Genomic DNA, 24,540 nt, shown 5'->3' with positions numbered 1-24,540 from the left:
GGCTTGAGCCGGGAGAGTGATCCAACGGCCCGGTAACGACGTGCAGAGACCCTCAGCCACGTACCGTTCGCGGACCTTCGACCCGGTTTGCGCCGTGCGGTCGCCGAGAAACCCCGATCAGGACTCGGAATAAACCGGACGCGCAGCATAGGCTCGGCGCGTGCGAGAGATCATTGTCCCCCGGCAGTTCCACCTCGACGACGAGGAGAACCTCTGCGACGTCGTGGTGGGCAACGCCGAACGGCAGCCCACCCACGTGGCGTTCCGCCGTCACGTCGCCGGCGCCTGGCAGGACGTGACGTCCGCCGAGTTCCTCGGTGAGGTGGTCGCCTCGGCCAAGGGCCTGGTCTCGCTGGGGGTGCAGCCCGGCGACCGGGTCGCCCTGATGGCCCGTACCCGTTACGAGTGGACGCTGCTCGACGTGGCCATCTGGTTCGCGGGCGCCGTCAGCGTGCCGGTGTACGAAACCTCGTCGCCCGAGCAGGTGCGCTGGATCCTGTCCGACTCCGGCGCGGTCGCGGTGGTGGTGGAAACCGCGGCGCACCGCGAGACCGTGGGGCAGCTGCGCGAGGGTCTCACCGCCCTGCGCGAGGTGCTGACCATCGACGACGGTGCGGTCACGACCCTCGCCGAGCTGGGCGCGGACATCCATGACGACGTGATCCACGAGCGCCGCCACCTCGCGCGCCTGGACACGGTGCTGACGCTGATCTACACCTCCGGCACCACCGGCCGCCCCAAGGGCTGCGAGCTCACCCACGGCAACTTCGTGGCCGGCGGCCGCGCGGCCCTGGAGGCCTTCGGCGACCTGGTCGACCACCGCGCCAGCACCCTGCTGTTCCTGCCGCTGGCCCATGTCTTCGCCCGGTACATCCAGGCGCTGTGCCTGGTCACCGGCGCCACCATGGGCCACACGCCGACCACCTCGAACCTGCTCTCCGACCTGGACGGTTTCAAGCCGACCTTCCTGCTGGCCGTGCCCCGGGTGTTCGAGAAGATCTACAACGGCGCCGAGGCCCGGGCGATGGGATCGGGCCGGGGCAAGGTCTTCGCCCGTGCGGCCCGGGTCGCGATCAGCTACAGCCAGGCCCTCGACGCCTCCGGTCCCGGCCTGGGCCTGAAGCTGCAGCACACGGTCTTCGACCGGCTGGTCTACGCCAAGCTGCGCGCGGCCACCGGCGGCACACTGCGGGCCTCGGTCTCCGGCGGCGCCCCCCTGGGCAAAGACCTCAGTCACTTCTTCCGCGGTATCGGCATGCCCGTGCTCGAGGGCTGGGGCCTGACCGAGACCACCGCACCGGTCAGCTGCAACACCCCGGCCGAGAACCGGATCGGCACCGTCGGGCGTCCTCTGCCGGGCATGGGTGTCCGCATCGGTGACGACGGCGAGATCGAGGCGTTCGGCGTCGGTGTGATGCACGGCTACGCGAACAACCCGCAGGCCACGTCGGACGCGCTGCACGACGGCTGGTTCGGCACCGGCGACCTGGGCGCGCTCGACGCCGACGGCTTCTTGTCCATCACCGGCCGGAAGAAGGAGATGATCGTGACCGCCAACGGCAAGAACGTCATCCCCACCGTGCTGGAAGACGCGATGCGCAGCAACCCGCTGATCTCGCAGTGCATCGTCGTCGGTGACCAGAAGCCGTTCATCGGCGCCCTCATCACCCTCGACGAGGAGATGCTGCCGACCTGGCTGACGAACCGCGGCAAGCCCGAGCTCGACATTGCCGCGGCGGCCAAGGACCCGGACGTGCTGGCCGAGCTGCAGAGTGCCGTGGACAAGGCCAACGGCCTGGTCAGCCGGGCCGAGTCGGTGCGGAAGTTCCGGGTTCTCACCGTCGACCTGACCGAGGAGTCGGGGCACCTCACTCCCAAGCAGAGTCTGAAGCGCGCCGTCATCCTGAAGGACTTCTCGACCGACCTGGACGCGCTCTACTCCTGACCTCGCCGTGGGCGCGCCGCCTCACCCGGGCGGCGTCCTCCGCCGTTCTCCGCCGTCGCAGGTTCATGATCCGAGGGCCGGTCGACGCGGTCTCCGCCCGGGCCGAACCCAGGGGAAAACCCCTTTCCGTTCAGCGAAATCGAGTCACAGTCCCCCACAAAGGTGACACAAGCCCCACCGATCCCGGCAGTACTGCCCGGACTACTCCGCAGATGGTGCAGACTGTCCGACACCGGAAGACTGCGCACAGTGAGCGTGGATCAGGTTGGGAGGGTCGTGGTGCGCCTCACAGAACCACCAAGCGCCAGAACCGCGCCCGGCGATCGGTGGGACGCGGCCGACCCGGGTGCCGTCGCCGTTGAATTCGCCCTGCTGCTACCACTTCTCATGCTGTTCCTGTTCGGCGTGATCCAGTACGGCTATGGGCTTTTCCAACTCCAGTCGTTCGGTGCCGCGCTCGACGGCGCCAGCCGCGACGCGTCCACCGGCATCAGCGACTGCGCCGCCCTCGATCGCCTCCTCACCCGGGAGGTCAGCGAGAACGGGCTCAGCCCGGCCGATGTCAGCGACGTGCAGCTGGAATGGCTGCGCGACGACAGCACGGTCACCACCGTTCCCGAGCGGATCCTCGGTCAGGTGCGCGTCACGGCCACCTACACGCCGTTCGACATCGGCATCCCCCTGATCCCGTTTCCCAGCACCATCACGCGCAGCTCCACCGCGACCGTGCAGAGTGTGCTGAGCGCCGACCTCACCGGCTGCGGAAGCTGACGCTCATGCCGGTCCTCCACGATCCCCGGCCCGACGCGGGGGTGATCGCGATCGTGGTCACGCTGGCCGTCTCCACGTTCCTGCTCGGTGTCGCGGCCCTGGCGGTCGACCTGGGCCAGGCCCACCTGCGGGAGAACGATCTGCAGTCGCTGGCCGACCGTCTGGCCCTCGCGGGGGCCAAAGGGCTGCCGGCGATCGACGAGCCGGAGGGGGCGATCGATCAGCTCACCACCACCCTGGCGGCCGTCTGCGCCTCCGGCGAGGAGACCGGTGATCTGTGCCCGCCGGGCGGCATCACTGCGGCCCGGTGGACCGACGCAGACCCCTCCAACGGCGAACTCACCTTCTTCGCCGACCCCGACGCGGACGGCGTGGTCACGGCCTCGGACGCGGTGGGTGACCTGGCCACCCCGAGTCAGGCACTCCGCGTCCTGCTTCCGCCCGTCACCGTGCAGTTCGGCCTGGCCGGGGTGCTCGGTTTCGATGCGGCGAAGATCCAGCGCTCGGCCGCGGCCCGCGTCGGCACACCCCTCGGCTCGGGCCTGTTGCCCTTCGCCCTCACGGCGGACGACGTGGCCCGGGGCACCTTCTGCGTCACCACAGAGCCCGCCTCCACCGGGAAACCCGCCGGCCTCGCAACGTCGGCCCGCACCTCGTTCCCCGTTCGCCTCACCCTGAACACCGTCTTCCCCGACGGTGTTCCGGTCGCCGGCGCCGACGCATCCGTCACCCTGAGCTCCAGCTTCTGGTCACGCTTGCGTGGCGTGAGTTTTCGATGGAAGACACCTGATGGCACCGAACGCTCGATCTCCGCGGTCCACACCGGATGGCACACCTACCGGCTCGCCCTCCCACCGGGCCGGCCCGGGTCCACGGTGGAGATCCGGGCCCAGGGGCGCCGAGGTCGTTCCACCCCTTTCACCACCACACCTCTCACCCTCACCTACGCGGGCACCCCGCCCGCGACCGACCTGATCACCTGTGACAGTCCGCTCCCGACCCTCGACGTCGGTGATCTCGAGCGGAGCATCCGCTCGGGATCCTCTCCTCCGATGCTCGACAGCCTCCTGAACCTCACCTCCACCCCGGAGATGTCGGACGCACTGACGAAGGGCATGCTCCAGAGCGAGGGCAACCGGCCGGGTCGCCTCATCGGCGACACCGGCCACGGCACCCTGACCACGAACGGCTACCCGGGAGTGGACGCTACCGACCTGTTCACGAGCACTCATCTGCTCGACCAGCGGTACGGGAGCGGGTCATCCCTCAAGACTCTTCTGCAACACGGCAGCACCGCGCAGCCCACCGAGCGGGGCTGGATCACCGCAGCAGCCGTGCGCAGCCACCGGCTGGCCGTACTCCCGGTCATGGACGACGAAAACAAAAAGACAATAACGTCTTTCCGGTACATCTGGATCGACGGCGACTCTCCCGGCCGGGGACTTCTCTGGTACCAGGGGCATCTCGCGGGACTGGAGGGGTACGTGATCGATCCCGGATACCTCCCGGCCGTAGTGTCCGGCTCGGGCACGGTGGGGCCCTACCTGGGTTCCGGTATGCCCAAAGAAGCGCTCCTGACAGCAGATTTGGACATCAGCCCGGGGTGAACGTCACCATCGGAACATCACCGAACCACCACTCCACGCCACCGGGATGCGACAGAATGCCATCCTGACGAACAGAAACGACGGGACGGGCAGGGATGGGACGACGCACGCTTCTCCTGATCACGTCCGTCCTGCTGGCCGCGGTCGGCACCGCCATGGTCGCGGTCTACGTGCGGCAGGCGGACGAACGCGCGGCCGGCGACGAGGCCACCGCGCTCTACCTGGTCGCGGCCCGGAAGATCCCGCAGGGCACCACGATCGCCGCCGGCGATCTGACCACGCGGGAGATGCGCGTGCGCGACGAGCCCACCACGAGCGTCACCGATCTGGACGCGGCGACCGGGCGGGCCGCCCTGGCCGACATCCTCGAGGGCACCACGCTCGACACCCGCGTCCTCGGGCGACCGGGGGCCCAGGCCGAAGCCGCCATCCATCAGGGCGAACTCGGCGTCGATGTACTGCTGCAGGATCCCAACCGGGCCATCAGCCTGCTCGGCATCGGCTCGAGGGTGCGCATCTACTACCTGGACACCGCCGGGCAGGCCCGGCAACTGGTCCGGCAGGCCCGGGTGATCTCGATCGGCGGCGCGCTGCGGGAGTCGGGTGCCGCCGGGCCGGACGGGACGAACAGCGTCGGCTCCGGCACCGTGCCCTCCTCGGTCGTCGGCCTGTCGGTGGGCCCGAAGGTGGCGCAGGCCATCATCGCGGCCGTGGGGCGCCAGCAACTGCTCTACTTCGCGGTCATCCCGAGCACCGACGTGACCCCCGACGACGGGGACGGCTGATGCGCGGCACCGCGGTCTTCTTCGACCCGCAACCCCCGGTCGCCGGCGCGCTGGCCGTCGACAGCGGCAGCACCGGGCCGGTGTTCAGCGAGATCGTGGACCTGCGCGACCACGTGGAGACGATGTCCGACGACGACACCCTGGTGCTCGGTCCCGACCTGGCCGACGACGAGGCGTTCGAGGTCGCGCACTTCACCCGGGCCCACCGGCCGGGGGTGGAGATCATTCTGGTGCGGCACGAGATCACCACCCCGCTGCTGCAGGAGGCACTGCGCGCGCGGATGTCCGCGGTGGTCGACCACCGCGACAACCGGCAACTGCGCACCGAGGTCCGGCGCAGCCTGAATCGCTCCCCCGGGCCCGAGCAGCCGTTCCCGGAGAAGGCGGGCACCCGGCGCGGACGCGTGCTGACGGTGTTCGCGGCCAAGGGTGGCTCCGGGAAGACCATGCTGGCGGTCAATCTCGCGGCCACGCTGGCCGACCGGGGTCATCGTCAGGTCTGTGTGGTCGACCTCGACCTGGCCTTCGGCGACGTCGCCATCGCGATGCAGCTGTTCCCGGCCCACACCATTGCCGACGCGGTTCCCCTGGGCGGTGACATCGACTCCTCGGCGGTCGCGGCGATCCTCACCCAGCATTCGGCCGGGCTCAGCGCGATCGTGGCGCCGACCGAACCGGGCACCGCGGAGTCGATTCCGCCGAAACTCATTGCGCACCTGCTCGACGTGCTGCGCGACGAGTTCGACTACATCGTGGTCGACACCCCACCCGCGTTCGACGACCAGGTGCTGGCGGCCCTCGATGTCTCCGACCTGATCACCCTGATCGTCACCCCCGACGTGCCGGCCCTGAAGACGCTGAAGATCACCGTGGAGACCCTGATCGAACTGGGCTACCCCCGCGACCGGCTGCGGCTGGTGCTGAACCGCTCCGACTCCCGGGTGGGCATCTCCCACGCCGAGGTGGAGAAAACCGCGGTGATGCCCCTGGCCGGGCAGATCCCCAGCTCACGCGACGTACCGGCGTCGGTGAACCGGGGTGTGCCGATCGTGCAGGACGACCCCCGCCACCCCGTCAGCCAGGCGATCGCCCAGTTCGCGCAGGACGAGGTGATCGGGGTCGGGGCCCAGCGGCGTCAGCGACCCCGACGGCGCCGGTTCCTGCGATGAGCCTGGCCGACCGTCTCGCCCAGGCCCGGCTGGAGCGCACCGATCTGACCTCCGCCGGTCGGACGTCCAGGCCGTCGGCACCACGTCCGCGCCGGCGCGCCGACCCGTTCGCCGACCTGCGCCGCACCGTGCACGTCACGCTGCTGGAGAGTCTGGGCCCGAAACTCTACGACTCCCGGCTGAGTCAGCCCGAGCTGGAGCAGCGGGTGCGGGCCACGCTGCAGGAGGTGCTGCAGGCCGGGCAGATCCCGCTGACGGTGGCCGACCGCGCCCGCATCGCGCAGGAGATCGCCGACGACATCCTGGGGTACGGCCCGGTCGAGCCCTACCTGCGCGACCCGGAGATCACCGAGATCATGGTCAACGGGCCGGACCAGATCTATGTCGAGCGGCGGGGCCAGATCTTCCCGGTGGACGGCCGTTTCGCCGACGAGGCGCACCTTCGGCGGACCATCGACAAGATCGTCGGGCGGGTCGGGCGGCGGGTCGACGAGGCGAGCCCGATGGTAGACGCGCGGCTGCAGGACGGCAGCCGGGTCAACGCGATCATCCCGCCGCTGGCGGTGGACGGGTCGCTGCTGACGATCCGCAAGTTCGCGGCCGACCCCTTCGAGGTGGACGACCTGATCCAGTTCGGCACGCTGTCGCAGGAGGTCGCCGGGGTGCTCGCGACGTGTGTGCGCGGCCGGCTGAACATCCTGGTCAGCGGCGGCACCGGGGCGGGCAAGACCACCACGCTGAACGTGCTGTCGGGCTTCATCCCGCAGACCGAGCGGGTGGTCACGATCGAAGACGCGGCGGAGCTGCAACTGCATCAGGACCACGTGCTGCGCCTGGAGTCACGACCCCCGAACATCGAGGGCAAGGGCGAGATCTCGATCCGCCAGCTGGTGCGTAACGCGCTGCGGATGCGGCCCGACCGGATCATCGTCGGCGAGATCCGCGACGCCGCCGCGCTCGACATGCTGCAGGCGATGAACGTGGGCCACGACGGCTCGATCTGCACGGTGCACGCCAACACCCCGCGCGACGTGCTGTCCCGGGTCGAGACGATGGTGCTGATGGCCGGGATGGATCTGCCGGTCAAGGCGATCCGCGAGCAGGTGTCGAGCGCGATCGACCTGATCGTGCAGCAGGCCCGTTTCCCCGACGGCACCCGCCGCATCACCGCGGTGGCCGAGGTGACAGGCCTGGAGAACGACATGATCATCCTGCAGGACCTGTTCCGGTACGACTACGCCGTCGGCGGCCTGCGCTGGACCGGTGTGCTCCCGGCCTTCCGGGAGAAGTTGTCCCGCTCGGGCGTCCACCTCGACCTGGGCGCCTTCATGGGGGACGCCCCATGATGCTCACCGGTCTGCTGCTGCTCTTCGCCGCCCTCGCCCTCCTGATCTTCCTGACCATCGGCGCCCTGACCGGCGCCGGCCGGCAGGAGACGGAGGTGCTGCGGCGGATCTCGGCCTACTCGGCGACCTCGCGCCGGCCGGGACCGGCGCCCACCGGTGACGGCCCTCCGTCCGGCTCGTCCGGTCTGGGCGACGGCCCGCTGACCCGTTCGGCGGTCGGGCTGATGAACCGCGTGGCCCGCACCGGCCGGGTCGACCGCGCGCTGGACGCCCGGCTGGAGTCGGCCGGTCTGCCCCTGCGCACCGGTGAGTGGATGCTGCTGCACGTCAGCGCCGCGGTCGGTACCGCGCTGCTGCTCGCCGTGATCGCCCGGGGCCGCCCGGCCGCCGCCGTGGCCGGCCTGCTGCTCGGCCTGATCGTGCCGTGGGGCGTGCTGCTGGCGGCGAAGGCCCGGCGCGAGGCCCGGTTCCTGGCCCAGCTGCCCGACACCCTGCAACTGCTGGCCGGCAGCCTGGCCGTGGGTTACTCGCTCCCGCAGGCCATCGACTCGGTGGTGCGCGAGTCGCACGCGCCGATCCGCGGCGAGTTCAGCCGGGCCCTGATCGAGACCCGGCTGGGGATGCCGGCCGAGGATGCGCTGGACGGGATCGCCGCCCGCACGAACAGCCGGGACTTCTCCTGGGTGGTCATGGCCATCCGGATCCAGCGCGAGGTCGGCGGCAACCTGGCCGAGCTGCTCGGCTCGGTCGCGGAGACCCTGCGTGAACGCGAGCGTCTGCGCCGTCAGGTGGCGGCTCTGTCGGCCGAGGGCAAGCTCTCGGGGATCATCCTGGCCGCACTGCCGGTGGTCTTCGCCCTCTACCTGATGGTGGCCCGGCCGGAGTACATCGACCCGTTGTTCAGCACCTCGCTGGGCCTCCTGCTGCTCGGGTTCGGGGTGTTCTCGCTGGCCGTCGGCGGGTTCTGGATGTCCAAGGTGATCCGGGTGGACGTGTGACGCTGCTGATGCTGCCCGGAACCGGTCTGGTCATCCTGCTCGCCGGTCTGGCCGGGGTCTTCGCCGTGCTGCTGCTGACGGGTGAGCAGCGCCGCGACGCCCGCATCCGGCGGGCCCTGCTGGAGAAGTTCCGGGCGGTGCCGGTGCCGTTGCGCCGGACCGAGCTCGAGGTGCCCTTCACCGAGCGGGTCGTCGCGCCGCTCGTCCGGCGGTTCGCGGGGGCGGGACGGAAGCTGACCACCGACAGCCGGATCGAGCGGATCCGGGTCCGTCTGGACCTGGCCGGTAACCCCCCGGGATGGGATGTCGACCGGGTGTTAGGACTGAAGGCCCTGGGACTTGTGACCGGTGCATTACTGGGGCTGGTCATTCCTCCCCTGTTCGGAGCAGGGCCCCGTGGGATGCTGCTCACATTCAGCGGGCTCTCAGCTCTCAGCTGGTTCGCTCCCACGTTGTGGATCTATCAGGTCGGGTACGACCGCACGGAGCTCGTCCGGCGAGAACTTCCCGACGCGATCGACCTGCTCACGATCTCCGTCGAAGCAGGTCTGGCCTTTGATGCCGCGCTCGCGCAGGTCGCCCGCAGCAGTGACGGGCCGCTGGCGAAAGAGCTCTTCCGCGTGCTCCAGGAGATGCAGCTGGGCACCGGAAGGCTGGCCGCGTTGAGGGCTCTGGCCGATCGCACGGACGTCGAGGAACTGCGGATCTTCGTCGCCGCTATGGTTCAGGCCGATACGTTTGGGATCCCCGTCGCCGGAGTGCTGCGAGTGCAGTCGAAGGAGATGAGAGTGAAGAGAAGCCAGCGGGCAGAGGAGAAGGCACAGCAGGTGCCGGTCAAGATTCTCTTCCCCCTGATTTTCTGCATTCTGCCGGCCTTGTTTATCGTGGTCATGGGCCCGGCCGGGATCAAGATCTTCGAACAGTTCCGAGGTATGTGAGGGCGGATGGCGCGACTGCTGATCATCTCCCGTTCCCTCGCGCTCGGGATGCGGCTCACCGATCTGCATGAGGTGGACGAGCGCTCGGCCGACGACCTGGAGCAGCACCTGCCCCAGGTCGAGGGGTTCGACGTGCTCGTGCTCGACGTGGGCGACCCGGTGCTCGCCGTCAACACGGTCAATTCTCTGCGTGAGGACGAGCAGGCCATCCCGGTCATGCTGGTCTCCGGCTACCAGCCGGAGTGGGAGCAGGTCGAGGCGCAGCAGGTCGAGGGTGTCCACGTGGTGCCACTGCCGATCACCCGGCAGGCGCTGCACCGTGGGGTGGGGGTACTGCTCGACGGCGACCCGGACGAGTTCATCGTCGAGCCGACAGGAGCGATGCCGGTCTCCCGGCCGGCGGCTCCGGTTCCTCCCTCCTCTCCGGACGACGAGGAGACCGTGCGGGTCCCCGCCATCCCTGCGCCTACCGAAAAGCCGACAATGGTGGACGTTTCGGTTGCCCCGGCCGCGTCGCCCACCGATGGCGCACCCCGGCCCGGCAAGGCCGGAAAGACCACCGCGAAGGCCGGCCCACCGGCTGCGGTGGAGACTCCGGCGAGTGCGAAGGCCCCCGTCCCGCCCGGTGCCGGCCAGGCCCCGGGCCCGGCCGACGTCGCGGCGGCCAAGGCCGTGCAGAAGGCGGCCGAGGCGAAGGTGACCCCGGCCCTGCCGCCCGCCGAACCGAACGCACCGGCCACCGGCCCGCTGTCACCCAGCACGGGGCGGCTCGGTCAGCAGATCGCGGCCCGCCGCCTGCAGCAGACCCAGTCGCTCGAGCGGCTCGGCAGCCCGCAGCACGACCGCAACCGGCCGATGGGATCGCGCCCGCAGACCCCCCGCCCGCAGACCGAGGCGATCGAGGTGACTCCCTCACAGGTCGCCGGCCTGTCGTACTCCTCGCCGGTGGTGCGCCCGTTCTCCGAGCAGCCGCCGGCCGGGCACCGGCCCACCCCCCAGCGTGACCAGAACCCGGCCGCGCCGGCCGGTCCGGACGGTCAGGCCGCCCCCAGCCGCTGGCGTCCCGCGCCGGCGCCGGAGACCGGCAGCATCAACCTGAGCGGCAACATGGCGGCCAACCGGCGCATGCAGCGCCTGGGTGACCGGCCGCGCAAGTTCCAGCGACGCACCGGCCCGGCCGAGAACACGCCGCGCACCCCCGGGCGGGGTCTGGTCACCGACCCGCTGGGCCCGCGGACCGATCCCTACGGCTTCCCGGTCAGCGCCCTCGAGCGCCGGCTGGACGCCGAGGCCGCCGCGAGCCTGCGCCCGGGCCTCGACGGCGAGCCCGGCCTGCGTACCGGTGACCTGATCCGGATGCTGGCCGAGCGCACGGGCGAGCTGTACGGCGTCAGTGACACCTCGCAGGTACTGGCCGACGACGTGATCGAGCGGGCTTCCGCCGACGCGGCCGCCGTGCTGGTGCCGGACGGCCCGATCTGGCGGGTCAGTGGTGGTGTCGGGCTGCGCCCGGCCGAGCGCCGCCTGGAACTGAACGACTCGCACTGGCTGATCACCGAGATCGGCTCGGCCGGACGAGCGGTGCTGATCGACGACACCGACATCGTGCGGCAGCAGCTGGCGGGCGCCCCCCTGGCGGCCTGGCGGCACCTGCTCGCGCTGCCGGTGCCCGATGTGCGCGTCATTGTCGTGATGGCACGTGGTGACGAGGGCGAACCCTTCAGCCAGCGCGACCTGTCGGCCGTCTACCCACCCGTAAGGGAGTCGGCGGTGCTCCTCGCCCAGGCCATCGAGACCCGTCGGCTGGCGCGGGCTCTCGCGCCGCTGCGGGAACCGGAGCCCGAGTCCGACCGCTGACCCCACTCCCTGTTCGTGATCATGCAAAGTGTCCCCGGCGTTCGTGAACGCCGGGGACACTTTGCATGATCACGAAAGGACGAGGGAGCCACTTCGTCCCTCCCGGGAGGGTCACCCTGTCGGCGGCTGTCGCTCCCCCGGCTGTCGTGCGTCCGGGCCGGAACGGATGAACCGGGGCCCGGGCCGACCCGCGAGACGATCAAGAACAAATCCACCGGCACCGGGACCGAACCGGCAGATCGGTTCGTCGCATTCCCGAAACCTTGGGGGATCTAACGGTCGTATTGGACGATCCCAAGCCATGAGTATCCCTCGTGTGGCAGATTGTCACCGTGGCCGTGCTGGAACTCCGAGTGAAGAGCATCTTCGTGCCTCTCGTGATCCGCGCCGGAATCATTCTGATCTTCGCCAGTACCGCGGTTGCCCTCGGGATCCTGGCGGGCAGTTCGTTCGGTGACGGAGGGGGCGTCTCCCCGCGCGAGGCAGTGATCCCGGCGCTGATGCTGTTCTGCGTGGCGGCGCTCGCGTCGCTACCCCTGCCCAGAGCCGTGCCCCCGATCATCCCGGCCCTTGCGGAAACCCTTTCGGCATCGGTGATCATCGGTGGCATCGGCACCAGTGGTCTGCTCTTCCTGCCCTACCTGACGGTTCCGCTCTTCATCGCCGGGCTGAGCACCGGCCTGGTCGCCGGGCTGGCCGCGGCCGCGACCGCCGTGGTGGCCTTCGGCGGCACGATCATCACGTCCAACGAGATCGACATCGACGAGCTGAACGGCAACAACTCGCTGCTCGCCTGGGTGTTCATCCTGGTCGCGGTGCCGGCCGTGGGGGCGTGGATCCGCCGGCTGCGCGCCGACGTGGCCCCCGACACCGAACCCGCCTACGCCGACGCCCACCGCCTGCTCTCCGAACTTCACGTGGTGGCGAGACAACTCAGCCTCGGGCTGGACCCGCGCACGCTGGCGACGGCGCTCGCCGAAGACATCCGCGCGGTGGTGCCGCAGGCCGATGCGGTGGTGCTGGTGCGCTCGACCGGCGGCCGGTTCGTGGCGCTCTCCGGGCACGAGGCCCCGGAAGCAGCCGAGCTGGCGATCGAAGACGCCTGGGTCAGCGCCCAGCCGGTGAAGCGGGAGGCGTCCGGCCGGTCGTTCGCCGCGGTGCCGGTGTTGATGGGTGAGCGCGTGGTGGCCCTGGTGTTGGTGATCACCGCGACCGGTCTGGACGCGGCCTCGCTGCGCAGCTGTCGCACGGTGATCGAGCAGTCCGGACCGCGCCTGGCCTCGGCCATGCTCTTCGACGACGTGCGCCGCCTGGCCACCTCCGACGAGCGCATGCGCCTGGCTCGCGAGATCCACGACGGCATCGCCCAAGACCTGGCCTCGGTCGGCTACGCGCTGGACGACATCCGGCAGAACTCCGACCCGCAGGTGGCCCAGCAGGTGATGACCGTGCGCGAGCAGCTCCAGGCGATGGTGGCCGACCTGCGCATGAGCATCTTCGACCTGCGCCACGGCGTCAACGACACGGTCGGGCTGGGGGCCGCGCTGAGTGAGCACGCCCAGCGCATCGCGGCCCAGTCCGACCTCGCGATCCATCTGTCCATGGACGAGTCGCCCAAGCGGCTCCCGATCACCGTGGAGGTGGAACTGCTGCGGATCGTCCAGGAGGCGATCACCAACGTCCGCCGGCACGCCCAGGCCACGAACCTCTGGCTCACCGTGACCGTCGAGCCACCTCGTGCCCACATCACCGTGATCGACGACGGTCGTGGGCTGAAACCCGGCCGGGCCGACAGTTTCGGCATCCAGGGGATGCGCGAACGGGCCCGCCGGATCGGCGCGAATCTGCATGTCGGCCCGGGGCCGGAGAACGGCACCCTGGTCGAGGTCGGGCTCGGCACCGAGATCGCGGCCTTCGAGCCGCGGCACCTGGCCCGTCCGGCGGTGACCCGCGTAGCACTTACCGACCCGCACGGTATTCCGACCATCAATCCGGCGAGTAACTCAGCCAGTCAAGCCAATCGGCAGACAACGAGACGGCCCCGGACGGCCTCACACGCCCGGGCCGACCAGGAGGTGACTAATTGACCAGCGCAACGGCGAACCTCCGGGTTGTGCTCGTCGACGACCATCAGCTGATCCGGGAAGGCCTTCGACGGGCCTTCGACCGGGCAGGTGACATCGAGGTCGTCGGCGAGGCGGCCTCGGTCGCGGACGCGCTCAGTGCTCTGGACCGGCTCCGGCCGGACGTTCTCGTGACCGACGTGCGTCTGCCGGACGGCGACGGGATCACGCTGACGACCCAGGTGCGGGCGAGCAATCCGGCAATGGGCATCGTCGTCCTCACCATGTATGCCGGGGACGAGCAGGTTTTCGCCGCCCTGGACGCGGGCGCCTCGGGTTTCGTCGGGAAGGACGCTCCCGCCGAAGAGGTCGTGGCTGCCGCCCGGCACGCGGCGGCCAACCCACGGGCCTTCACCGCGCGCGACCTGGCCGGCGCCATGCAACGCCGGATGAGTGCCCCCGCGGGGCCGAAACTGTCTCCGCGGGAACGGGAAGTGCTCGACCTACTGGTCGACGGCCTGGCCATCGCCCAGATCGCCCGGCGGCTCTACATCAGCGAGTCGACCGCCAAGACACACGTGGCCAACATCTACGAGAAACTGGGGGCGGGAAACCGCGCGCAGGCCGTCATGGCGGCTGTCCGACTCGGTCTCGTGGACGACGCCAAGCGACGGTAGTCCCACGAGTTCTCTTTTTCAACAAGGGTTTTCGTAACACCAGCCCCAGTTCTCGCCCATTCGGACGAGGACTGGGGCTCTCTCTTTGCATGATCCCTTTCGCACCATGGGTACACACCGCGACGCACCTGGCACGCTGAGCCTGTCTTCGGAGGAATGCATCCCCCGAGCACCTTCTCGTTCACCCCGTCGAGCAACCCTCGAGCACCCAGGAAGGGATCCGCATGCTCAGCAACCTCCGTCAGGTGATGTCCGCCGCCCAAGACCGCGGCGCTTCGGCCGTCGAGTACGGCCTGATGGTCGCGGCGATCGCCGCCGTGATCGTCGCGGTCGTCTTCGGTCTCGGCACCATCGTCCAGAAGACGTTCAGTGACACGTGCAACTCGTTCGCGAGCGGCGTGACGCCGTCCAGCAGCAGCACCGACAACGGATGCGACACACCGGCCAAGGCCGGGTAGCCGATCCTCCTGTGATCTTCCTCGCCGACCGATGTGGGCGAGTTCAGAAAGAACCCGGAAAGCCCTTCGAGGCTTCCGGGTTCTTCTGCGTCCGGGCACTTTCGCGGATTCGCAGCGGATATCGGCTCCTGGTCCGGTGTTACAGGGGTGGATATTGGGATTCCTTGAACCCCGGTCGATTCAGCTGGCCGTTAAGCCACGATCAAGGCCACTCCCCTACTGATCGGGTGTTCAGCCGATCATTCCGGAGATGACTGAATGTCACGCCGGGCGTGTGTCAGTGTGTAGGTAGTGACGGGGGGCTACACCGGTGCGGTCCGCAGCCGCGCCGGACTCAAAGGAGGCACGGATGATTTCCCGGACCCGCCGGATGGTGCGCTCGGCCGGCGACCGAGGCGCCTCCGCCGTCGAATACGCCCTGATGGTTGCCGCCATCGCCGCCGTGATCGTGGCCGTGGTGTTCGGATTCGGCAACCTGCTCAACAAGACCTTCGAGGGCACCTCGAACTGCATCGAGAACCGGCAGACGATGCCGAACTGTGATCCCGGCGAGGCGACCACGCCGTAAGGCCTCCGCGGCGACCACAGTGGCCCCTCGTCCACGACGACCCCGTTCACCACACGCTTTTCGGAGCCGGTGACCGGGGTCGTCGAGGTTTCCCGGTCCCTTCCGAGGGCCGCGCGGAGGCTGCTCCACGGCCCTTAAGCTGGCCGCATGGTTCCACCCGCCGCCGATTCCCCTCCGCGCCGCCAGCCCCGGCCGGGCCTGCGCCGCAGCTCTCCGCTGTCCACCGCCCTCGCCCTCGCGCTGCTGACGACCGGCATGGCGGTGGCTACTCACAGTGTTGTTCGCTACCGACTGTGGATTGTCATCGTCTACGTCGTGATCGCCGTGGCCCTCGGCCTCTGGGTGGTGGCCGGGAGTACCCGCCGGCCATCCGGCTCACCCGTCCGCCTCCTCACGGGTAGGCCCTGGCTGCGCGAACTGCAGCACTCGGCCCAGACCTCACCGTTGCCGTGGACGGGCGGCGCCCTGGCCCTCACGCTCGTCGTGGTCGCCGGGCTCCACGTGACCATGCGGCCGTACACCTACCTCACCACCGGCCAGGGCTGGACGGTGCGCTGGCTCTTCGCGGCGGCCGCGCTGATGCTGGCCGCGGGCGTCGCGATCTCGACGGTGCGGCGCAGCCCGCTGGCGGCCCACATCGCCCTCGGGATCACGGCCGTCGTCTACGTGGTGGCCGCGGCCCTGCTGATCCGCTGGGACCCGACCCCGAAGATCGACGTCTGGGTCACCCTGCAGCAGGCCGCCGACGGAATCCTCGACGGCAAGAACATGTACGCGCAGAACTGGACCGACTCCCCCGGCGTACAGGACGCGTTCACCTATCTCCCCTTCACCGCGCTGCTCCTGGCTCCGGGCCGCTGGCTCGCCGGTGACGTGCGCTGGGCCCTGGTCGTTGTCACGCTGCTCGGGACCCTGGCCGTGCTGCTGCTCGGCCGCACCGGCAAACCCTCGTCCACCATGTCGATCCGCAACCTCGTCGGTCCCGCGGCCGCCGGGCTGCTGCTGGTGCTACCGGGCACCGCCACCCAGGTCGAGCAGGCCTGGACCGAGCCGCTGCTGATGGCCTGCCTGGCCGGCTGGGCGCTGGCCGTGCGCCGCCGCCAGATGGTGCTCGCGATGGTCTTCCTGGCGCTGGGCCTGGCCAGCAAGCAGCACCTGGCCGTGCTGCTGCCGGTGCTCGCGGTCTGGCCGGTGTTCGGCTGGCGTCGAGCGATCGGCACCGCGGGCCTGGCCGGGGTGTTCATGGCGCCCTGGTTCATCGCCTCGCCGGGCGACATGATCCACGACACCGTGACCATGCTGATCAACTTCCAGCCGCTGATCTTCGCGAACACCGTGTTCATCGCGGCCATCAACGAGATCGACTGGACCCCGCCGTTCTACCTGACCGGCGCGGCCGTCCTCATCACCCTGGCCTCGGCGATCCTGCGCGTGCACCGGCAGCAGCCCGACCTCGCGAACGTCCTGCGCTGGGCCGCAATGGTGCTCCTGGTGGCGAACCTGGTGAACAAGCAGGCCTTCTACAACCAGTACTGGCTGGTGGCCGCGCTGATCGTGATCTCCCTGGCCGCGGCCCGCTACCCGCAGGTCTCCGCGACCGAGGAGGAAGACCCGGAGATCTCCGACGACGAAACCACCCCGGCCCCTACGCCGGCGTCCGCCACCCCCTGAGCCCTTCTCCTCCTGTCGTGCCCCTCCTGTCGTGATCATGCAAGGTGTCCCCGAGTTCTAGGGCCTGTCCCGATCACGAACAACGTGAGAGGAGTTCAGCCCACCACGCGGTCGCCGGCGAGCATGCGCTGCAGCTGCACGGCGAGGTCGTCCCAGCGCCATTTCTCACCGACCCACTCCCGGCCGCGCCGGCCGAACTTGGCGGCCAGGTCACGGTCGAGCAGGAGCTCGGCGCAGCGCTCGGCCACGGCCCGCGCGTCGGTACCGTCGACCACGAAGCCGTTCTCGCCCTCCAGCACCGCGTCGGGCGCGCCACCGGAGTCGCCCGCCACCACGGGCAGACCGGTCGCGGCCGCCTCGAGGTAGCAGATGCCCAGGCCCTCCAGGTCGAACCCGGCCAGGCGGGTACGGGCGGGCATGCAGAACACGTCGCCGGCGGCGAAGTACTCCGGGATCCGTTCCCAGGACACCCGGCCGGTCACGAACACGTGCTCGCCCAGCCGGGCCGCGGTAACCCGACGCTCCACCTCGGAACGGTACGGCCCGTCGCCGACCAGCAGCAGTGCAGCGTCAGGGACCTTCTCGCGGATCAGCGGCAGCGCCTCGACCAGCACGTCCTGCCCCTTGCGGGCGACCATCCGGGACACGCACACCACCACCGGGCGGTCTCCCAGCCCCAGTTCGGCCCGGATCTGGGAACCGTCGACCTCAGGATTGAACAGAACATCGTCCACCCCCGGTGTCAGCTGCCGGAAGCGGGCGCGCGAGGCCGGGTCGAGGGCCGGTGCGATCCGGCTGCGGGTGTAGTCACCGAGGTAGGTCAGCACGTCGACATGCCGCCCGATCCGCCGCATCAGGCCGCGGGTGAAGGGCACGACCGCCCACCACACCTCGTGCCCGTGAGTGGTCGCGACCATCCGCTCGATGCCGGCCTCACGCAGTTTCGGCGCCATCAGGGCCAGCGGCGCCGCGGCGCCGAACCAGACCCGGTCACAGCCGTGCTCCCGGGCGATCGCGATCGAGCGCCGGGTGATGCCCGGCGTCGGCAGCATGATCGGCGACTTGTCGCGGATCACCGGAAAATCCAGCTGCCCGTCGAACTCCTCGGCGCCCTGGCGCCGCGCCGTATGCACCACCACCTGACCGGGCGGGAAGCGCTTGGCCATGGCCAGCACGAATGACTCGATCCCGCCGGGCCGCGGAGGGAAATCATTCGTGATGACGAGCGTCCGTCCGCTCACAGCCTTACCACCCCGCCCGTTCCACGATCATCTGCCGCCCAACTCTCCCACCCAGCACCGAAATCCCCCAACCCGCCGGGAAGTGGGGCCCGGGATCGCCTGATCCCGAAAGAAGTGCCGGGCAGGACCGACGAAACGTTCACGATCACCGGCCGGCCCATCTTTCGTGATCATGCGAACACTCCCCGGGGTGGTGGAGGCGCCCCCTGGCCGACGGCTGGGAGGTCGCCTGATCACGAACCGTAGAAGAGGCCGACTTTCCTGGTCACCGCTCTGACGGCGACCAGGCGCTCTTCCCCTCGCGCCAGGTCCGCAATAGCCTGTTATCGACCAAGCGCCATCCGTTGCCTCACCGCCCGCACGAGAGCAGCTCGGGTAGCGAATCCCGCCACCCGCAGAGCCTCGTCCGTCCCACCGTGCGCGGCCTTTTCATACAAGCGCCTCAGCGCCGTATCGCTGCCCAGCCGGTCGGCGAGCACCGATACCGCCACCCAGGCCCGACCGTACGCCACGGCCGCACCGGCACCCGCCGCATCGAAGTCCTCCTCGGCCGGAAGAGACGGCGGCAGCGGCGCGCCCAGCGCGTCCCCGGCGATCTCCCGGGCCGACAGCCCGGTGTCGCGATAGGCCACATAGTCCGCATAACCCTCCTCCAGCCACATCGGGGCACCTGAGTCACCGGCGGCACGAGCGGCCACGTGCACCAGCTCGTGGGTGAGCACGACCTGGCGGCCGAGCTCGGTCAGCCCGTCGAACGCGGGGCCGTTGATGAACACGGCATCGGCCGGGGCATCGGCCGGTCCGACGGTGACGGCCGCGGTGTCGGCGAGGCCCTCGGTGTTGTCGCGGCCGAGAAGGTCGGCCAGCTCACCGATGTCACCGGCCACGACAACACGGGTACGGATGCTGCCCCACTCGTCGCCCTCCTTGTCGCCCTCCTTGTCGCCCTCCTTGTCGCCCCAGGCCCGGTCGACGGTGCGCGCCGAACGGACGCACAACGCGGCGAGCTCGTCCACGAGAGTTCGGGTGGTGGCCGGGCCGGTCACCCGGCAGCGGCTCGAGGCGGCGGTCACCTGCGCACCGGCGGAGGACGCGGTCGGGCCGGTGTCCGCGGTGGCTTGAGGGGCGGTGGACGTTTTCGTGCTCCGGGGACCGGCCGGGACCTTCGTGCCGGTCCCGTTCCCACCGGTGAGGGCGAAGGTCAGGGCGACGAGGAGGACGTAGGCGCCGATCGGGAGGAGACGGCGCATCCGCCCAGGTTACCCAGCACCACCACGGAAACCGTGACGTGCGTCCGGCACCGGGAATTCGCCGGTGGCAGATCTGCTTGCCGCGGGCTCCGGGAACCGGCGATGCTCGACGCGAGCTACGGGGGGACATCCATGAGAGTCGCGGTTCTGGCCGACGTCCACGGCCATCTGCCGGCGCTGGAGGCGGTGCTGGCCGATGCCGAGCGGGAGGGCGTCGACGTCTTCGTACTCAACGGGGACATGGCGACCGGGCCGATGCCCGCGCAGACCCTCGACCGGCTGGCCGAGCTCGGGGACAGGGCGGTGTGGGTGCACGGCAACTGCGAGCGCGAACTGCTGCACGCGATGGACGGGGGCGCCCCGGACGGGTCGATGCCCGCCGATGTGTGGGCCACGTGCGCCTACACGGCCTCACAGCTGTCCGGACGTCACCGTGACCTGCTCGAAAACCTGCCACTGTCGGTGGTGCTGACGGTGGACGGGCTGGGACCGGTGCGGTTCTGTCACGCCACCACCCGCAGCGACACCGAGATGGTGCTGGTCGACTCTCCGGTGGGTGCCTTCGTTCAGGGGTTCGCCGACTGCGACGAGTCGATGGTGGTGCTCGGTCACACCCACATGCCGTTCGACCGGCTCGCCGACCGGCGGCGCTTCGTCAATCCGGGCAGTGTCGGCATGCCGTACGGCGCCGCCCCGGGCGCCCACTGGGCACTACTGGGGCCCGAGGTGCAACTGAGGCGCAGTGAGTACGACGTCGCGGCCGCGGTGCGGCAGTTCGAGGCCGAGGCGTCCGGGTACCCGGGCCTGGCGGAGTTCCTTGCCCAGAACGTGCTGGAAGTGCCGTCGGACGCGGAGGCACTGGCGGTGTTCACCGAGATGGCCCGCACGGCCCGCAAACCGTGAAACGGCCCTGACCATCAGGTCAGGGCCGTTTCAGGTGGTTTCGAGCCGTGCGATGAGCTGTGATCAGCCGAGGCGGACCGCGGCGGTCGGGGTGGTCCAGACGGTGGCCACCTTGACCACGTCACCGGTCTGCGGTGCGTGCACCATCATGCCGTTGCCCAGGTAGATGCCCACGTGGTTGATCGGCGAGCCGAAGAACACCAGGTCACCGGCCTGCAGCGCGGAGTTGCTGATCGAGGTGCCGTATCCGGCCTGCATGCGGGAGCTGTGCGGCAGCGAGACGCCACCGGCCGCGTAAGCCTTCATGGTCAGGCCCGAGCAGTCGTACGAGCTCGGTCCGTCGGCCGCCCAGACGTAGGGCAGGCCGCGCTGGTTGCAGGCGAACTGGATGGCCGCCTTCGCCGCGGAGGACGGTGCCGCAGCGATACCGCTGGCGCAGTCACCGCCGCCACCACCGGTGGGCACGGAGCCGGAACCGGAGGATGCGCCACCGCTGGGGTCGACGTCGGCCGCCGCGCGCTCGGCCGCCTCGAGGGTGCTGAGCTCGGCCTCGGCCGCGGCGAGCTTCTTCTCCGCGGTCTCCTTGGACTTCTTCATCTTGACCTGGGAGGCCTGGATGGTCTTGACCTGCTTCTCCATGGACTTCTGCGTGTCCAGGAGCGCCGTCTGCGCGTCGGCGAGGTTGTTCAGGGCGCCGCTCTGACGCTCGGCCAGCGAGGGCAGGTAGCCGGACTGGGCGAGCAGCGCCTCGGGGTCGTCGGAGAGCAGCAGGCTGAGCGTGGAGAGCTCACCGCGCTTGTAGCTCTCGGCGGCCAGCAACCCGACCTGCTTCTTGAGTGCCGTGACCCGATCTTCCTGCTTGCCGACGTTCTTCTTCGCGGCCTTCAGCTTGATCTTGGTCGACTTCAGCTTCTCGCGGGTCTCGACGTAGTCCTCGGCGGCGGTGTCTGCCTCCGAACGGAGCTTCTCGACCTTCTTCTTGACGCTGCTGACGCTCGGGTTCGGCGCCGCCGAAGCGGTCGGCGAGGCCAGAACGGCTGAGCCGGCCAGCGCCAGGGGAACCAGCAGACCGGCGAAACGACGCCAGCCCGTCAGGCGCAGCAGATTTGCGGGGTTACGGCGGCGGAAGAAGGAGATACCGCGGGGGGCCGTACCGCCCGTGGATCCGAGGCTGTTCGCGGAACGGTTGCTGCGCTCGGGTCCGATCTCGGTGAGAGTGTCGGTCCCGGAGTCGCGCACGTTGTCACGCGTCTCGGAGTTGTGGGCCGCAGACCGCATTTCCGCAGGCTGCCCAAGTTTCGGACCGTCCGATCGCAAGGCGCGAGATCTCCGTTCTGGCGCCCGCGCGACGTTGTCTCGTCGCGGCGGGGACTGAGCCGTGCCGCAGGTGCAGAGCACAAAACTCTCATGACCTCGACAACGGTCTGTGAACGGAGGAAACATAGCGGGCGCGGACACGCCTACCAAAGCCAGCACATAGCCTCGATAAGAGCGCAGAGCGTCATCTCTGCTGGTAGAGCGACACCCAGCGGCATCATCCTTAACATCTCACAGGAATTCTTAACGTTCCGTAAATCTAGCCTTGAACCCTTTCGTCCGTTTTAGGTCCAGTGACACCCGGTATGACTCAGCCCGCCGCTCGGTGATCATTACCTGACCCATAGTGACCGCGGTGGCGTTCGGGGTAGCCGGAATCGCCGGGGTCGTGGTCCCAGCTCAGAACACCCGCCTCATCGGGATCGACGGGGCGGGCCACCAGGCGCAGCGGTGGCACCAGCCCCGAGCCGGCCAGGGCAGCGATCGCCGCCTGCTCCTGGCCGTCCAGATCGATACCGGTGGCGGGTGCGGGACCACCGCGGACAGACAGGTGACTCACGTGCCGGACCGGCGCCGCGGGCGCCCCCAGCAGGACGGAGACGACACAGTCACGGCAGGCCGGGCCACGGACGGCGCAGGCGTCACAGTCGATCAGCATGGAGCCCCTCCGAAAATGCTCACGGGCCCGTGCAACTGCGGTGGCCCGACCGGCTGGGTGCCGATGACAGGAACGCTAAGGGCGACCACCGACAGTCTTGGCCCGGCAACCGGCCGGAGAACGCCCGGGGGCCCCTGGCGACCCTGGAAGCCCTAGAAGCCCTAGAAGCCCTAGAAGCCCTAGAAGCCCTAGAAGCCCTGGAAGCCCTGGAAGGGGATGCCCGCCGCAAGACTGTCGGTGGTCGGGCATACCGTCCTCTTCATGAGCACCACACCCGAGGCCCCCACCCAGGAGGCGCTCTGGCCGGAAGAACTCGTGGTGTCCGGCGCGAGCGAGGCCGATCCCCAGATCCTGTCCGAGGTCACCTTCGTGGTGTTCGACCTGGAGACGACCGGCGGCGCCCCGGCCGACGGTGGCATCACCGAGATCGGCGCGGTGAAGATCCGCGGCGGCGAGGTGCTGGGCGAGTTCCAGACCCTGGTCCGGCCCGAGAGCCCCATCCCCGCCTTCATCTCGCTCCTGACCGGCATCACCGACTCGATGGTCGCAGGCGCGCCCTCGCTGGGCGCCGTGCTGCCCTCGTTCCTGGAGTTCTGCGCCGGCAGCGTCCTGGTGGCCCACAACGCACCGTACGACGTGGGTTTCGTGAAGGCTGCGTGCGACCGTCTGGGGCACGAATGGCCAGCGCCCACGGTGATCGACACGGTGAAGCTGGCCCGGCACATCGTCAGCCGCGACGAGGCGCCCAACCGCAAACTGCACACTCTGGCCGCGCTCTTCGGCTCCCCCATCGAGCCCGATCACCGCGCCCTGCAGGATGCCCGGGCCACGGTGCACGTGCTGCACGCCCTGCTCGGCCGGATCGGCACGCTCGGTGTCACCACGCTCGGCGAACTGCGCGGCTTCTCCGCGAAGGTGCCCGAGAGCACGCGCCGTAAGCGGCATCTCGCTGACGGTCTACCGTCCGGCCCGGGCGTGTACATGTTCCGCGACGAGAAGGACCAGGTGCTTTACATCGGCACCTCGGTGAACATCCGCACCCGGGTGCGAAATTACTTCACCGCGTCCGAGCACCGCAGCCGCATGCGCGAGATGGTGGCCCGGGCTGCCCGGGTCACCCCCGTGCCGTGCGCCACCACACTCGAGGCCCGGGTGCGGGAGATCCGGCTGATCGCCGAGCACGCACCGCCCTACAACCGCCGGTCCAAGAAGCCCGAACGCAAGCCCTGGCTGAAGCTCACGGCCGAGGCCTACCCGAGGCTCTCGGTGGTGCGTGACGTCCAGGCCGACGGTGGCACCTACACCGGGCCGTTCTCGTCGCAGGAGCAGGCTGAGCAGGCTGTGGCGGCCCTGTACGAGGCCTATCCCCTGCGTCGCTGCACGCCCCGGTTGCCCAAACGCCCGTCGAAGAACGCGAGCGCCTGCATCCTGGCCGAAATGGGCCGTTGCGGAGCTCCCTGCGTCGGCGGCATCGACATCATCGGCTACTCCGAGATCGTCACTCAGGTGCGCGAGGCCATGCTCTCCGACGCCGCGCCGGTGGTGGAGGCCTCTCTGCGCCGCGCTACGTCACTCTCCGAGCTGCAGCGCTACGAGGAGGCCGCGGAGCACCGCGACCGGCTGCTCTCCTACCTGAAGGGCGCGGCCCGCGCCCAGCGTCTGGCGCCGATCGCGGCCGTCCCCCACCTCGTCGGCGCCCGCCGGAGGGACAGCGGCGGCTGGGAATTCGCCCTCGTCCGTCACGGCCGCCTGGCCGGCACCAGCGTCTCCCCTCCCGGCGCCGACCCGATGCCGTACGTCGACGCCCTGAGCCTCACCGGTGAGGTCGTCACACCCCGCGATGTGCCCTACCCCTCCGCCCATCCGGAAGAGACCGAGATCGTGCTCAACTGGCTCGAGCAACCCGGCACCCGCCTGGTCGAGCTCGAGGGCACCTGGGCCTGGCCCGTCCGCGGTGCCGCTCACGCCCGGCACAGCCTGCCCCCGGAAGTCCACCGGACGATCGTCCTGAAGTAGAAGCCCCAGATGCACCGCCCAGTTCGGTGCCCCGAACCCTGACCCCGTTCCCGACCAGGCCCACATCCGGGATCGGGGAATTTCCGTGCGCCATCACCGCACGGAAATTCCCCGATCACGGCTCAAGGATCGTTCGGGTCCCCGGTGCTGCACGTCGGTGCTGTGAGATCGCACGACCACGCACCCAGACCCCACCCCCAGGCAGGCAGCCCCTGCCCGGGAAAGTTTGCATGATCACGAAGGAAGAGGTGGACGGAGCAGCTACCTCATCGTGTGCATTCGTTGCGCTCCACCTGCAATAA

Annotated in this window: 20 protein-coding genes; 16 read left to right on the top strand and 4 right to left on the bottom strand. The window is 69.7% G+C overall.

What is annotated here, in order from left to right:
- Positions 1–160: 160 nt before the first annotated feature.
- From QSK05_RS30465 to QSK05_RS30400, 14 genes are all read left to right on the top strand, one after another.
- A complete protein-coding gene (locus QSK05_RS30465; protein ID WP_285600835.1) occupies positions 161–1,945 on the top strand; it encodes an AMP-dependent synthetase/ligase in 1,785 nt (594 codons plus the stop codon).
- Positions 1,946–2,224: 279 nt separating this feature from the next.
- On the top strand, positions 2,225–2,716 hold the full coding sequence (locus QSK05_RS30460) for a TadE/TadG family type IV pilus assembly protein (RefSeq protein WP_285600834.1): 492 nt from the start codon (positions 2,225–2,227) through the stop codon (positions 2,714–2,716).
- Positions 2,717–2,721: 5 nt separating this feature from the next.
- The gene (locus QSK05_RS30455; protein ID WP_285600833.1) at positions 2,722–4,323 is read left to right on the top strand and encodes a Tad domain-containing protein; all 1,602 of its coding nucleotides are present in this window, start codon (positions 2,722–2,724) and stop codon (positions 4,321–4,323) included.
- Positions 4,324–4,418: 95 nt separating this feature from the next.
- On the top strand, positions 4,419–5,108 hold the full coding sequence (locus QSK05_RS30450) for an SAF domain-containing protein (protein WP_285600832.1): 690 nt from the start codon (positions 4,419–4,421) through the stop codon (positions 5,106–5,108).
- On the top strand, positions 5,108–6,277 hold the full coding sequence (locus QSK05_RS30445) for a CpaE/TadZ family protein (RefSeq protein ID WP_285600831.1): 1,170 nt from the start codon (positions 5,108–5,110) through the stop codon (positions 6,275–6,277). The genes QSK05_RS30450 and QSK05_RS30445 overlap by 1 nt, the downstream gene beginning before the upstream one ends.
- Positions 6,274–7,623, top strand: coding sequence for a TadA family conjugal transfer-associated ATPase (locus QSK05_RS30440; RefSeq protein WP_285600830.1), 1,350 nt, complete (start codon positions 6,274–6,276; stop codon positions 7,621–7,623). Before QSK05_RS30445 ends, QSK05_RS30440 begins: the two co-directional genes overlap by 4 nt.
- On the top strand, positions 7,620–8,621 hold the full coding sequence (locus tag QSK05_RS30435) for a type II secretion system F family protein (protein ID WP_285600829.1): 1,002 nt from the start codon (positions 7,620–7,622) through the stop codon (positions 8,619–8,621). Before QSK05_RS30440 ends, QSK05_RS30435 begins: the two co-directional genes overlap by 4 nt.
- Entirely contained in the window at positions 8,618–9,559 is a 942-nt protein-coding gene (locus tag QSK05_RS30430) for a type II secretion system F family protein (protein WP_285600828.1), read from the top strand. The genes QSK05_RS30435 and QSK05_RS30430 overlap by 4 nt, the downstream gene beginning before the upstream one ends.
- Positions 9,560–9,565: 6 nt before the next feature.
- Positions 9,566–11,416, top strand: coding sequence for a hypothetical protein (locus tag QSK05_RS30425; RefSeq protein WP_285600827.1), 1,851 nt, complete (start codon positions 9,566–9,568; stop codon positions 11,414–11,416).
- A 314-nt stretch (positions 11,417–11,730) separates the two neighbouring features.
- Positions 11,731–13,503: a sensor histidine kinase gene (locus tag QSK05_RS30420; protein ID WP_285600826.1), complete on the top strand. Its 1,773-nt coding sequence runs from the start codon at positions 11,731–11,733 to the stop codon at positions 13,501–13,503.
- The gene (locus QSK05_RS30415) at positions 13,500–14,156 is read left to right on the top strand and encodes a response regulator transcription factor (RefSeq protein WP_285600825.1); all 657 of its coding nucleotides are present in this window, start codon (positions 13,500–13,502) and stop codon (positions 14,154–14,156) included. The genes QSK05_RS30420 and QSK05_RS30415 overlap by 4 nt, the downstream gene beginning before the upstream one ends.
- Positions 14,157–14,380: 224 nt before the next feature.
- On the top strand, positions 14,381–14,614 hold the full coding sequence (locus QSK05_RS30410) for a Flp family type IVb pilin (RefSeq protein WP_285600824.1): 234 nt from the start codon (positions 14,381–14,383) through the stop codon (positions 14,612–14,614).
- 349 nt (positions 14,615–14,963) lie between these two features.
- Positions 14,964–15,182: a Flp family type IVb pilin gene (locus QSK05_RS30405; protein WP_285600823.1), complete on the top strand. Its 219-nt coding sequence runs from the start codon at positions 14,964–14,966 to the stop codon at positions 15,180–15,182.
- A gap of 147 nt (positions 15,183–15,329) precedes the next feature.
- Entirely contained in the window at positions 15,330–16,853 is a 1,524-nt protein-coding gene (locus QSK05_RS30400; RefSeq protein ID WP_285600822.1) for a glycosyltransferase family 87 protein, read from the top strand.
- A gap of 95 nt (positions 16,854–16,948) precedes the next feature.
- On the opposite strand, the gene QSK05_RS30395 is transcribed toward QSK05_RS30400, so the two are convergent.
- On the bottom strand, positions 16,949–18,094 hold the full coding sequence (locus QSK05_RS30395; protein ID WP_285600821.1) for a glycosyltransferase family 4 protein: 1,146 nt from the start codon (positions 18,092–18,094) through the stop codon (positions 16,949–16,951).
- Positions 18,095–18,417: 323 nt separating this feature from the next.
- Positions 18,418–19,344 carry a hypothetical protein gene (locus QSK05_RS30390; RefSeq protein ID WP_285600820.1) on the bottom strand — a complete coding sequence of 309 codons (927 nt, stop codon included), beginning with the start codon at positions 19,342–19,344 and terminating at the stop codon, positions 18,418–18,420.
- Between the two features lie 132 nt (positions 19,345–19,476).
- Here QSK05_RS30390 and QSK05_RS30385 point away from each other — a divergent pair, with 132 nt between their 5' ends.
- Positions 19,477–20,247: a metallophosphoesterase family protein gene (locus QSK05_RS30385; RefSeq protein ID WP_285600819.1), complete on the top strand. Its 771-nt coding sequence runs from the start codon at positions 19,477–19,479 to the stop codon at positions 20,245–20,247.
- A 63-nt stretch (positions 20,248–20,310) separates the two neighbouring features.
- Here QSK05_RS30385 and QSK05_RS30380 read toward each other — a convergent pair whose 3' ends face one another.
- Both QSK05_RS30380 and QSK05_RS30375 read right to left on the bottom strand, forming a co-directional pair.
- Positions 20,311–21,525, bottom strand: coding sequence for a C40 family peptidase (locus QSK05_RS30380; RefSeq protein ID WP_285600818.1), 1,215 nt, complete (start codon positions 21,523–21,525; stop codon positions 20,311–20,313).
- 349 nt (positions 21,526–21,874) lie between these two features.
- Entirely contained in the window at positions 21,875–22,222 is a 348-nt protein-coding gene (locus QSK05_RS30375; protein WP_285600817.1) for a hypothetical protein, read from the bottom strand.
- A 261-nt stretch (positions 22,223–22,483) separates the two neighbouring features.
- Here QSK05_RS30375 and QSK05_RS30370 point away from each other — a divergent pair, with 261 nt between their 5' ends.
- Positions 22,484–24,238: a DEDD exonuclease domain-containing protein gene (locus QSK05_RS30370; RefSeq protein ID WP_285600816.1), complete on the top strand. Its 1,755-nt coding sequence runs from the start codon at positions 22,484–22,486 to the stop codon at positions 24,236–24,238.
- The last annotated feature ends 302 nt before the right edge of the window (positions 24,239–24,540 follow it).

The sequence above is a fragment of the Kineosporia sp. NBRC 101731 genome (genome assembly GCF_030269305.1).
Lineage (GTDB): Bacteria > Actinomycetota > Actinomycetes > Actinomycetales > Kineosporiaceae > Kineosporia.
This window is presented reverse-complemented; position numbering and strand designations above follow the sequence as displayed.